This is a genomic window from Schlesneria sphaerica, assembly GCF_044336245.1.
Lineage (GTDB): Bacteria > Planctomycetota > Planctomycetia > Planctomycetales > Planctomycetaceae > Schlesneria > Schlesneria sphaerica.
Window position 1 is genome coordinate 4603665 of record NZ_CP172346.1, and the last position, 12358, is coordinate 4616022.

General features: G+C 57.5%; 9 protein-coding genes. 4 read left to right on the forward strand and 5 right to left on the reverse strand.

Annotated features, from left to right (window positions below; genetic code table 11):
* Positions 1-158 precede the first annotated feature (158 nt).
* The 4 genes from ACGY09_RS16745 to ACGY09_RS16760 all read right to left on the reverse strand — a co-directional run bounded on the left by ACGY09_RS16745 (position 159) and on the right by ACGY09_RS16760 (position 5165).
* Positions 159-1529 (reverse strand): hypothetical protein, encoded by a 1371-nt coding sequence (locus ACGY09_RS16745; protein WP_397568626.1) that lies wholly within the window; start codon positions 1527-1529, stop codon positions 159-161.
* A gap of 38 nt (positions 1530-1567) precedes the next feature.
* Entirely contained in the window at positions 1568-2422 is an 855-nt protein-coding gene (locus ACGY09_RS16750; RefSeq protein ID WP_397568627.1) for a cyclase family protein, read from the reverse strand.
* A gap of 319 nt (positions 2423-2741) precedes the next feature.
* Entirely contained in the window at positions 2742-3965 is a 1224-nt protein-coding gene (locus tag ACGY09_RS16755; RefSeq protein WP_373649087.1) for an ABC transporter permease, read from the reverse strand.
* A 159-nt stretch (positions 3966-4124) separates the two neighbouring features.
* On the reverse strand, positions 4125-5165 hold the full coding sequence (locus ACGY09_RS16760; protein WP_373649086.1) for an ABC transporter ATP-binding protein: 1041 nt from the start codon (positions 5163-5165) through the stop codon (positions 4125-4127).
* A gap of 289 nt (positions 5166-5454) precedes the next feature.
* On the opposite strand from ACGY09_RS16760, the gene ACGY09_RS16765 reads away from it, so the two are divergent.
* Together ACGY09_RS16765 and ACGY09_RS16770 are read left to right on the forward strand one after the other, a co-directional pair.
* Positions 5455-6558 (forward strand): substrate-binding domain-containing protein, encoded by a 1104-nt coding sequence (locus ACGY09_RS16765; protein WP_397568628.1) that lies wholly within the window; start codon positions 5455-5457, stop codon positions 6556-6558.
* Between the two features lie 13 nt (positions 6559-6571).
* Positions 6572-8041: a hypothetical protein gene (locus ACGY09_RS16770; protein WP_397568629.1), complete on the forward strand. Its 1470-nt coding sequence runs from the start codon at positions 6572-6574 to the stop codon at positions 8039-8041.
* A 185-nt stretch (positions 8042-8226) separates the two neighbouring features.
* Here the strand turns inward: ACGY09_RS16770 and ACGY09_RS16775 are convergent, their stop codons facing one another.
* Entirely contained in the window at positions 8227-9231 is a 1005-nt protein-coding gene (locus ACGY09_RS16775) for a metallophosphoesterase (RefSeq protein ID WP_397568630.1), read from the reverse strand.
* A 422-nt stretch (positions 9232-9653) separates the two neighbouring features.
* On the opposite strand from ACGY09_RS16775, the gene ACGY09_RS16780 reads away from it, so the two are divergent.
* Entirely contained in the window at positions 9654-11141 is a 1488-nt protein-coding gene (locus ACGY09_RS16780; RefSeq protein WP_397568631.1) for a sulfatase, read from the forward strand.
* Between the two features lie 225 nt (positions 11142-11366).
* A complete protein-coding gene (gene corA, locus ACGY09_RS16785) occupies positions 11367-12329 on the forward strand; it encodes a magnesium/cobalt transporter CorA (RefSeq protein WP_397568632.1) in 963 nt (320 codons plus the stop codon).
* Positions 12330-12358 lie beyond the last annotated feature (29 nt).

The following is a 12358-nucleotide window of genomic DNA, read 5'->3' on the forward strand; positions in this document are numbered from 1 at the left end:
AGTTCGGAAAGAACCAGATTCCGCGAAGCGAGCCCAACTGCGGCAGAATCGGCGCAAAAGAGGGTTTTCTGCTGCGATGACGGGCTTTCTCAGCCTCCTGCCAACGAGTGATCGAGAGGCGGGGGAGACAGGACTCTCGATCTCTCTGTTTCGGATCCCTATTTCAGCAGCCTGGCGATGGCCGCCAGGAGGATCTCTTCGGATTCGGGTGCGGTGCGGGAGACCCAACTGGTCTCGTAGCCCCCTTCCGAATAGGCAATCGCGGTACCAATATAGCCGGGGCCACAGTCGCCGTAGCCAGCCGTGCAAATGAAGCGATCAGGACGCATTTTCTGTGCGGCTAACTGGTATTCGACGAAGATTTCTCCCGGCAGATTCAGGATGACCGCCTGTCCCAATCGCAGCGAGCTCAATTCGATTGTCTGTTTGGCCAGAACGCGTTTTGCATAGGCAAGGTCTTTCGCAGCGCGAATCCGTTCCAGCAGGTGGGCTTTATCATTCTTGAGCATGTCCTCAAGCGCTGTCAGGTTTTGCAGCGGTTCCCGCAGCGGAAGGGTAACCGGTTCGACACGCCATTCGATGTCGTTCGCAGCCACCGGAACGCGGGTGGTACTGGTCCAGGCTTGTTCCATTCCGGCGGCAAGTCTTTCTGTCAGTTCGATCCGGGCCTCTTGCGAGCCATTGTTATATTTTCCCGCAGCAAGATTCCCGCCGGCTCCGTTGAAGTGCATGTGGAACAGTTTGGGTTCGGCCCGGTCACGAACGGCTCGCGCCAGACCGACGAAGTCGGCACTGACCGCACCTTTGCCGTAGTGGCTTTGGGGGTGCGTCGCGTAATAGGTGATTGAGACCAGAGGGGTATCACCATTCCAGAAGCTGAGCAGTTTCAATTGGGGATCGATGACCCCCTCGGGAGCCGCGATCGCTTCGGGATCGACGGTGGAGCTGTAGCGGACAATTTTCACCTTGCCATCTTCACCAAGAATGCGTCGATTGGATGCAACCCGGTCCACAGTGGCCTGACCTGTCCCGAGATGCGTGAAGGGGCGAGCGGAAGGCAATGCCGCTTTGACCGTGAGCTTCAGGCGCTTCAGTACATCCCTGAGAAAGGGAACATCGAAGGCTTTACTCTCGATGCCGTACGGAGCAAGAAGTTCCGCTTCGCTGAGATCGCACGCAGGGGCATCGTGCTGATGCAGGACATGCACGGCGACGCGGGACGGAATCGTCTCTGCCGCGGATGCGAGGGCTTCCTTCCAGGCGTCGTACCCGCCATTACCAATGCCGACAAAGTCGACCGCACACAGGACAATCGGTTGCTCAACGCCCAGGATGATGATGCCGCGAGCGGAGAGGGGATCATCAATTTTGGAGGCGGGGGGAATGAAGCCTTCGCACAACGGTGAACCGATCGGAGGTGTCACGTCCAACTGGAATGTGACCAGTCGCAGTTCCTGAGCTTCGCTGGCAGGGCAGAAGAAGAAGCTGAGCACGACGGTGCAGACAGTGAGCAGGAATCCTGGACGCATGATTTCTCCCGTAGCTCTGATCGCGGATGGAGGCAACGTTATTTGCTGGTGCGAGGCTGAATGGCGAACATCCGTGTGGGGCCTCCTGTTCCTGATGTAATCTTGATCGGCGCAACGATCAGGAAAAAGTTCCTTGCCGGAAGCTGATCGAGATTCGCAACATTCTCGAGTCCATAACGACCGGCACCATTAATCTGATGATGCACGGTGAAGTCTTTGGACGGACCATAATCGATGCTCAGTGTATCGATTCCAATCCCGCGAATGTTGCGTTCCTTGATGAGCCAGCTTGCTGCTTCCGCAGAAAAGCCGGGGAAGTGCATTCTTCCCTGCGCATCCTGATTGCGATAACGGACATTGCTCTTCCAGAAGCGCGCCCATCCGGTGTTCAGCAGTACGATCGCCCGGCGGGGAATGGGGCCATGGGTCCTTTCCCAGTCCGTCAGGTCTGCAACCGTCAGCCGATAGTCGGCGTCGCTTTCTCCCTTCAGGGAAATATCCACCACGACCCCGGGGGCGAATAAATCTTCGCTGGCAATTTCGTCCAGGGTCAATTGCCCTCGCTCGAAGTGACACGGAGCGTCAATGTGCGTGCCGAAATGTTCGGGCATGCTGAACGCTTTTGAGGAAACCCCGTTCTTCTCCAGGGTGGCGATCGTTTTCAGTTCAAAGGGCTGGTAGTCATCCCCCGGCCAGAAGGGGCTTTTTTCGTCCAGCGAATGAGTCAGGTCGAGTAACTCGGTCTCTCCTGCAGCGAGCTGCCCCAGCGTCACTGCTTGCACGGAATCGACGGGGGCCGGCCGGTCCTGGGCAGAGGTGATCCCTGTCGCGATCAACCACCATCCCGTCACTCGCAGAAACAGGGGTAAATAGCGCTGCCTCAAGGAACTCATCGGGATATCCTTGTCGACCAATGGTAGGCATCCGTTCGCCGAGACTTCTTTTCTGCCTGTCACGGTGAACTTTCGAGATTGTCTTCACGACATGCTAACGTAACGATCCAGAGGCGTGAGGCGAAGGGAGAGGGAAACTTTGCCCGAATCAGGTCGTTCCAACGCGTCGCAGGGGAAAGAGGCTCGCTGGTCAGATGTGGTGAAATCTGTTCGCGATCGACCTGACTCGTGCGAAGTACACACTGCTCTCGTTCTGGACCTTGTGACGTTCGCAGCGACAGAGATCGGCCCTGTCAGGGGAAGGACCCCGACCGGCCCGTCAGCCCTGTGCGGTCGATCTGAAACGCCACCAGCCGGTGGTGAAACAAATCGCAGCGAAGAACAGCAGCATGCCACAGCAGGTGGCGACCAGTTGTGGATCGACAACGGGTTGGGTCAGAACCGCATCGAAGGCTTTCAGGGACCAGGCGTGCGGCGTGATCAGGCTGATCTGCTTCATCAACTTGGGAAAGAGTTCTCTGGGGAAGAAGCAGCCACTGACGCTGCTCAGTACCAGAATCAGCGTCGTTCCATAAGAAGAAATCTGCTGATCCGTCTGAACCAGCGTGGCCAGAAGCAGCCCTAGCGACGCGGCGGCGGCGGACGTACAGAGGATCACCGGAATCAGGTAAGCCGGCTGTGATCCCCAGGGCATGCCGAAGAGGAGTCGGCCACACAGGAACAGCAGTCCGCATTGCAGAATCGATGTCAGGTAGAACGGAATCGTTTTGCCGATCAGCAGCGAGGCGGTGCCGATGGGGGCCATCAGCAGACGCCGCAGTGTTCCCTGATCCCGTTCGATCATGAATGACCGCGCCATGATGTTGACCAGAAAAAATGCGAACATCACGGTGAAACCGGGAACAACCCAGAGGAAGACCGCGTTGGACTTGGGTTCTTCCGTTTGATCCGGCAGGGACAACTTTGCCGCAGTTTGAAGCTCCGTTGTTTCTTCTTCGTCAGTACGGACCCAACCCCGGGTCACGGGATTCTTTCGTGCAGCAATCGGAGCGACGAACTTGATGATCAGTGATGTGACGACTCCTTCCAGCAGCTTACCGACACCCCCCGCCGATACTTTTGCGTCCAGTGTCACGTCGAGGGACGAAACTCCTGAGACCGCCAGACCGATCTTGGGATTGAAGATGTCCGTCATCCTCACTTCGTCAACAAGTTCCTCAAACCGTGGTCCAATCTGCATCAGCATGATTGCATCGCCACTGCGGGCGAGTTCGGTGGCCGCTTCTTCCGAGTCGACAGGAGTAATCAACAGTTCGGGTTGCTGACCGAGGCTGCTGATCAGTTCTTTCGAGGTCTCGCTTTGACTGCGATCGATCAGAGCGATCCGGAAACGTTCGGTATTATCGTCACGGGTGAGGAACTGGCCGGTTGACATGCCGACAATCGAAATAAACAGCAACGGCAGTACGAGCAGCAACACGAGTGCTTGACGGTCCTGCGAGAGCAGAAACAGATCTTTTGCGGTGATATACCAGGCAGCCATACATTAGAACCTATCGCATATTCGGTTGAACGTCGAAAATTGCCCGCTGTTGCTGTGATTATCTGTGTACTGTCGGATTGGACGTGCCGTTTGGTAAGGTCTGGAAGATCTTGTCGAAGCTGCGGAATCTAGTGAGTTTTTTGTCGACGACGTGGTCCGTCAATCCCGCAGGCGTTTCCCGGTGAGTTTGAGGAATAGTCCTTCCAGATTCGATTGCTGAGTTTCCACCCGCAAGACTTGAACGCCTGATTTTTCGAGCTTGTCCAGGGTGGCGCGCAACCGTGTTCCCAGATCGTGTTCGTCATGGGGTGAATGAGGGTTGGTCATCGGGTGGCTTCCGTCGCGGGCCGTGGGATTTTGTCCGTTTGTTTTTGCGAGGTTCCCGACAGATGTCCCGCCCGAGACAATGACGGCGGGTTCATTGTCGTTACTGACGCCCACGCGTGCTAAATCCCCGAGTTCGGCAGCAACCCCGTCCGTCCGATCCACGTACAGGAAAACATCGGCGGACATCCCCGACAGCAGGCTGTGAATCGAGTCGTTCACCAGCACCACCCCTTGATCGATGATCGCGACCCGTTCGCAAATCGACTGGACTTCTTCCATATAGTGACTGGCGTAGATCACGCCCACGCCGGCGGCCGTCTGTTTACGAATACAGTCCATCAGTCGCGCACGCGATTGGGGATCGACCCCCAGAGTCGGTTCATCCAGGATCAGGATCTGCGGCCTCTGCATCAGTGCGATGCCAAAATTGAGCCGGCGCTTCATGCCGCCAGAGTAGTTTCCCGCTTTCCGGCGAGCGCTCTCTGTCAGACCAATCTCTTCCAGAACTTCGCTGCAGCGCTGGTCCAGTTCTTCGCCTCGAATTCCGTAGAGATTTCCGAAGAACTTCAAATTGTCCAGACCGCTGAGTTCCTGATAGATGGCATATTCCTGGGGAACCAGGCCAAAGACCCGACGCAGGGAAAGATCTTTCCCGTCGAAGTGTTTTCCATTGATTCGGACTTCGCCACTGGTCGGGGTCAGCAGCCCCGCCATCATCATCATGGACGTGCTTTTGCCCGCTCCATTGGGACCCAGCAGTCCGAGGACTTCCCCACCCCGGATCGAGAAGCTGACGTCCTTGACGGCAACGTGCGTTCCGAACTGCTTCTGCAGTTTGATCGCTTCGACCAGAATTCGGGAAGGAGGGGCCACGGCGCCAAGTGATCCCTCAGACTCGGCGAGTCTGTGCGACTGCGGGGAATCCGAAGTATTGTCCGTCAAGCGTCGCCTCACAGATGGGTGGTTTCGACACGACCTCGTTCAGAGGGTTCCAATCATGATAATATCTGCGCCGATGAGACGGAGCCATTGACACGCGACGAAGAAATCGTCGAAGTCGGACATTCTCTGCGAAACTCTTTCTGAGTTCGGTTGATCGAAGGCGGACAGGCATCGTACCGTACCCGTTCAAAATTCCCTTGATTCCTCTGGTGGAACTACGATGGTCGTCAATCGAATGAACCGTTCAGCGGTTTTGCTTCCCGTGCTCGCGGTCCTGTTGCTGGCGGGTGTCTGGCTGGGTGTATTGCCACGGTCGGGGGCTGACGCAGACACGCTGGTCGTCTACTGTGCCCACGACCGGATCTTTGCCGAAGATGTTCTGAACGAGTTCTCCCGCCAGACAGGAATTCAAGTTCAGACGCGATATGACACAGAAGCGACAAAATCGCTCGGGTTAATCAATCTGATTGTCCAGGAAGCGGCGCAGCCTCGCTGCGATGTTTTCTGGAACAACGAACTGCTGGGGATGGTCGAGTTGCAGCAGCAGGGCTTGCTTGAGGCTCATCGAGGGGCCGCGTGGAGCCGTATTCCCGAGCAGTTTCGCGACCCTGAGGGTTATTGGGTCGGATTCGCTGCCCGATTGCGTGTCATCATCTTCAACACGAGTCAGGTCGCCTCATCAGAAGAGACCTTCAGTACGCTGCTGGGGCTGGAACCGGCTCGCGTCGCGATGGCGAAGCCGCTGTTCGGTACGACGCTCACTCATTACACCGTACTCTGGCACTTGTGGGGGGGCGAACGTCTCAAAGACTGGCACCGTGATTTGCGGATGCGGGGCCTGCGCGAAGTCGATGGGAATGCGGCTGTCAAAGACATCGTCGCCCGAGGGACTTGCGATGCCGGATTAACAGACACCGATGACGTGTTCGTGGCGCTGGATGACGGGTTACCCGTCGAGATGCTTCCCGTTCGCATCTCTGCCGTCCCGCCTCAATCGGATCACCAGGCCGTTCCTGCCGAGAATTCGCCGACGGCGACACAGTACCGCACGGTCTGTATTCCGAACACGGTCGGAATCATTAAAGGAACCCGCCGGCTGACCGCCGCGCAGCGACTGGTTGATTTTCTGGCGTCTGCCGAAACCGAATTGGCACTCGCCAAATCAAAAGCACGGCAGATTCCTCTGGGCGAAGTAAATGCCGAACTGATTCCCGCAGAGGTGCAGAAGTTGACGGAGTGGGCTCGCGACGGGGTCGATCTGCGAGGCCTGCTTCCCGCCCGACGGGAATGTCTTGAGTGGTTGAAAGCGGAGTACCTGAAGTGAAACAGGGTGCTGCATGAGTCTCGGGTGGGCCTGCTGGTGGACACTGGTTCGGACATGCGTGCTTTGCTTGTGTGCATGGCCCATCTGCATCGGCGTTGAACGCTGGCTGCGTCAGGTGTCGGATCGGTGGCGGCCCCTGGCTTTCGGCCTGTTGCTCGCACCATTTCTCTTTCCGGAACTGCTGGTGGGTTACACGTACCGGGGGCCGGCACTCTCGTCGTCGCGCGTGGCGGAATGGCTTTGTACGGTGCTGTTGCTGCTGCGGATTGTTCCGATCGGCGTGGTGACGCTGCTTGCCTCACCCCCGGGACTGGCCAGTGCTTCGGCCCTTTATTGCCGATGGATGCTCGTTCGACAGAGCGGGTTCTCGCTGAGAGAGCTGGCACGTCTGCTCGCCTGCATCTGGAACGACCCGGTGCGGCGAGTTCTGCCCGCCTTGGGGCTCATGGCCCTGGTTGCGTTCCAGGAGTTTGAACTGGCGGCGCTGCTGCAGACGGCGAGTTGGACGGACTGGTTCATCGCTGCCCAGCGCGTCGGACTCGACCGAAACGAGATGCTGGCTCATTCGTCCTGGCCCGTCGTGATGCAATTGCCGCTTGTTCTGGGAATCGTGAACTGGGCCGTCTACCGGCAGACACCCCACGTGGAAGCGAATCACGAGTTACGTCTCTCGGCCCGGAACCACGGAATGGCATGGCTCTATCTTGCTGTGGCACTGACGGGAGGCTGTCTGATTCCCCTCATTTTTCTGGGATCAAATCTGCTGAGCGGGTTAAGACTGATGCTGGTCCAGCGCACGCAGTTGCTGGGACTGAGTCATGAAGTTGTGATCGCGGTGGCGATCAGCCTGACTGCAGGATTAGCGACCTGGGGGATGAGTGGCCGGTTTCTGCGTTCACAACAGGGGTCGCGGTTCGTTCGGATCGGATTGCAGGGGGTGCTGTTGCCGGGGCTGGCGGGTTCGCTGCTGCTGAGTCTTGCGGTCTCGCGCTTGTTTCAGCAGCCCTGGTTTCGCCCGTTCTATGATACGCCGATTCCCTGGGTGATCGCTGTGACGGTGTGGTTGTTCCCTCGAGCGGTACTGGTGCGACTCTGGCTGGAAGCGACTCAGTCGGGTGAGGGGCTTTACCTTGCGAGCCTGTTGACGAACGGAGCGGGGCGAACGAAAGAATCCATGGAGTCCCTTGCGGCAGCTCAGGCCGAGATTCCACGTCCGACGAGACTGGCGGGAAGTTTAGCGTTCCGACTGCGTGATCAACCCCGTTTGCTGGCGATTGGCCTGCTGTGCTATTGGGCCTATCTCGACCTGTCGACCGCGTATCTACTCGCTCCGACCGGAATGCCCTCGGGCCTGGTAAGGCTTTATAACTTCATGCACTTCGGACGGTCAGCGGCGCTGTCTGCCGAAGCGTTCGCATTCTTCGGGATGCCGATCGCCTTGCTGTGTCTGGCGATCGGCATCATGCGACTGTTTCGATCGTAGCGGACAGACTCCCGCGACATCGGGTGCGGGAGGTGACCACGGGAGGTGACCACGGGAGGTGACCACGGGAGGTGACCACGGGAGGTGACCACGGGAGGTGAACACGGGAGGTGAACACGGGAGGTGAACACCGAACAGACGCAGCACACGTGCGTAAGCGTGCGCTGCGCCGGTCCGCCTGACGATCAGAATACTTCGGTATGCTGCGGGCGGGGTTCTGGCGACTGAAGGTCGAGTTCGATCAGCCGGCCTCCCCGTTTCCAGGCGGGGGGGCCATAACCGCCCCAACCGCTGACACGTCCGTAAGCCAATTCGATACCCTCCCATTTGCCATGATAATTGTTGACGTGGTCATGGCCGCAGAAGACCCCCACCACCCGGCCTGAGGCCGAAAAGTCCTGAAAGGACTGGCCGGTGTCACTGTCGAAGCAAACCTTCTCTGCCTTGTCCCCCTCTGCCTGTCCCGACTCGAACAAGTCGTGATACTCCTTCAACGGAATATGAACGAAGACCGTGATCGGAGATTTGACCTGTCGCTGGGCGTCTCGTTCCAGCTGAGCTCGGAACCACGCCAGCTGCGGGTCAGAGATCCGGCGATCACCGGGTGCGTAGCCGACCTGAAAGAAGAACAGGGACGCTCGCGGTTGAGGGTTGTCCTTGTCCATGATGTCGTAGCGGTAGCAGTAATGGCGTCCGGTGGCTGCGTCGTGGTAGCCCTGAAATCCCCGTTCCATTCTCTGCCGGATTTCGTCGAGCGGAAGGGAGCCTTCTGCCTGTTTGACCGGGTAGTCATGGTTTCCAAAGCAGAGGGTCCAGGGAACCTGCAGGCCGTTGAGAATGTCCATCCCGGTCCATTCCACCGGTTTCGATGAATCGTTGTTGACGAAGTCGCCGGTGTGAATGATGAAGTCGGGCTTTACGCGGTCGACCAGTCCCCGCAGCAATTCCTCCGTTGCCTTGTTGGTTCCGTCGCCGGGATGGAAATGCGTGTCTGCCAGTTGGAGCAGTCGGACGGTCCGTGGTCTGCTGGGGGTGAAGAGAATGTCGAGCTGATCCGTGGATTGGGGCCGGATCAGCAGATCACCGAATCGCTGTTCTTTCTCTTCCGCCTTGCACGAGTTCGCCAGCGAACCGCTCAAGAGGGGAAGGGATGACAGTGCGACCGACTGAAGGAAAGTACGTCGTTGCATGAGTGCGAATCTCGGCTGAAGGCACGCGGTTCTGACCGACTCGAATAAGAGTCACAACAGGCCACGACAGAGTATCTCAATCGACACGTCAGTTGAAGTATTTGTTGAGGCATGACGCTGGGTGGAGTCCTACCGCCCAGACGAACTGGTTTTCCAGCGATGGATGCGTGCGCGGCTCCTGCGGGCTGCGTTGCCTTCCGGGGTGCTCGGCGAATATCGTGCGAGTCGGGAGCGAAGGAACTTGAGGTTGCCTGGATTGCCAATCCACTCGATGTGACATCCTGACAGCGACGGTCTGCTTTTTGCACAGGGTGACCCGTTGGTCTCGCAAAGGATCTAATCTGCGGGATCCAAGCGATCTATGGGATCCGAACTGGGCAACAACGACGACATAAGGCGGAACTGTAAAGAAGGGCGATTAGATGAAGTCGATCTTGTCGGCGATGATGTGTCTGACTGTCCTGTTCTTAAACCCGGGTTGGCTGCACGCCGCCGATGCGGAACCGGATCCTCGCCCGAACATTGTCTGGATTATTGTCGACGACATGTCGGCAAACTTTTCCTCGTTTGGCGAGAAACTGATCGAGACACCTCATGTTGACCGCCTGGTTTCGCAGGGGACCAAGTTCGAACGCTGCTTCGTGACCGCCCCCGTCTGTTCTCCGTGTCGCTCGGCCTTGATTACCGGCATGTATCAGACATCGATCGGAGCGCACCATCACCGCAGCGGCCGAGGGGTCGAGAAGATTCTTCTCCCTGCAGGCGTTGAGCCAGCACCGCTGATCTTTCAGCGAGCGGGTTATTTCACGACGATCAGCAGTTGGCCGCAAAAAGACCAGGGACTTGGCAAGACGGACTACAACTTCGAGTGGGATCGGGGAATTTACAACGGAAACGACTGGAGCGGCCGTGCCAAGGGGCAGCCGTTCTTCGCTCAGATTCAACTGCAGGGTGGCAAGCTTCGTCATAATCAACGCTGGAACGAAATCGCACAGCAGGAACTGGGCAGTTTGACATCCCCGCAGGCTGTCAAACTGCCACCTTATTATCCTCGTGATCAGGTTCTCCTTGATGATTGGGCACAGTATCTGGATGCCTGCCGGCATACGGATAAGCAGGTCGGTCAGGTGATTGAGCGACTGACGCGCGAGGGGCTGCTCGACAATACAATCATCTTCTTTATGACAGATCACGGTATCAGTCATGCGCGAGGTAAGCAGTTCCTCTACGACGAAGGGATTCACGTCCCTCTGGTCATCCGGGGGCCTGGCATCGAGAAGGGCAAAGTGCGAGAAGACCTGGTAGAGCACATCGATCTCGTCGCCACTTCCCTCGCTCTTGCCGGACTTGCGATCCCCGCGACAATGCAGTCGAAGGATCTTCTTGCGAAGAACTATGCTCCGCGTCAGGCCGTCTTCAGTGCGCGAGATCGCTGTGACGAAACTGTCGATCACATACGGGCAGTGAGAACGGAGCGGTTCAAGTACATCCGCAACTTCCTGCCGCAGCGGCCTCATCTGCAGCCGAACCGGTATAAGGACAACAAGCCGATTGTCCAGAAGTTGCGCGAACTGCACGAAAACCAGCAACTCGATGCGCTGACAGAATCGCTGCTGTTCGCCCCCACCAGGCCTGCTGAAGAACTTTATGATCTGGCTGCAGATCCCCATGAACTCCGCAATCTGGCGGACGATCCTGCTTACGCTCAAACACTGACGGATCTCAGACTGCGACTGGAACTCTGGATGACCGGGACAAATGATCTCGGACGTACGCCCGAAACCGAAGCGATGTACGACAGCGATATGGCGAGTTACCTGGGCGGGGAGGGAGCCCGGGAGACCCCTCAGCGACAACTCCTGCGAAAGAATATCGAGCTGATGAAAGCCTGGAGACAAGAGGGGAAGTAGCCTGCTGAGTCCAATCGTTTCCCTGAGGATCCGCTCGTTCCAGGGCCCCCGATGGAAGTCATACGGATCCGCGGTGATGATCTGTGTCGGTCCCGGTGGTAATCGATATGGCCAGACGGTATGAATTCCAGCAGCCTGATCGTCCCGTTCGAACCCGCAGGCCCCGGACGGAAAGTCATCCGTTGGTTGCGGTGAATCACGCCACCGAAAGAAGAGAGTTCCCGAATGTTTCGTGTGCTCGAAGTCACAGCGGAGGGACAGGTATCGGTCACCGAAGGGATCGACAAGGTCGGTCCCCCTCCGCCCGGTGTCTTGCGCTGGATCGATCTGGAAAAGCAGGATGAAGCGCAGCTCGGGGTGCTCGCACAGCGTTTCCACTTCCATCCACTCACCATCGAAGACTGTTCCCATTTCGATCAGCGGCCGAAAATGGAGGAGTACGGCGATTATCTGTTTCTTGTTACCCATGGCTTTCGTCTGACGGATTCGATTTCAGAGCCGCTGGATACCCTGGAACTGCACACATTTCTGAACAGAGACTACATCGTTACGGTCCATGTCGAGCATATCGCACCCCTGGAAACAGTCTGGTGCCGACTGAAAGGGGATGGGGCGCTCTTCAAACGAGGGGCCGATTTCGTCAGCTATCTCGTCGCCGATGCGATTGTCGACGGTTTTTTTCCGTTGCTGGATGATGTGGCGGCCCAGGTGGAAGAGGTGGAGGATCAGGTGCTGGGGGGGAGTCACAAAGTGGAAATGGCTGACATCTTTCGCCTGAAACGGCTGCTGGTGGAATTGCGGAAGGTTCTGTCCCCCCAGCGGGATGTGTTTGCGCTGCTCGCGAAGCGGGGTGACGGTCGCATTGGCTCGTCCACGGCGCTCTATTTCCGTGACGTGTATGACCATGTCCTGCGCATCCATGAACGGGTGGAAGGGACACGCGATCTGCTGGGAAACGCGCTCGATGCGTATCTCTGGTCTGCGTCGCAGCGGACGAATGAGATCATGAAACGGTTGACGCTGTTGAGCGCGATCTTCATGCCGCTTTCTTTCATTACCGGCTTCTGGGGGCAGAATTTTGAGGGGCTGCCGACGAAGTCGAATTCGATGATGAACTTCATGCTGGTCAGTTGCGCGGTCATTCCCCTGGGAATGATTTATTATTTTCGTCGTAGCAAGTGGTTCTGAACCGTCTGAAGTGAGACCTTCCAGTCTGG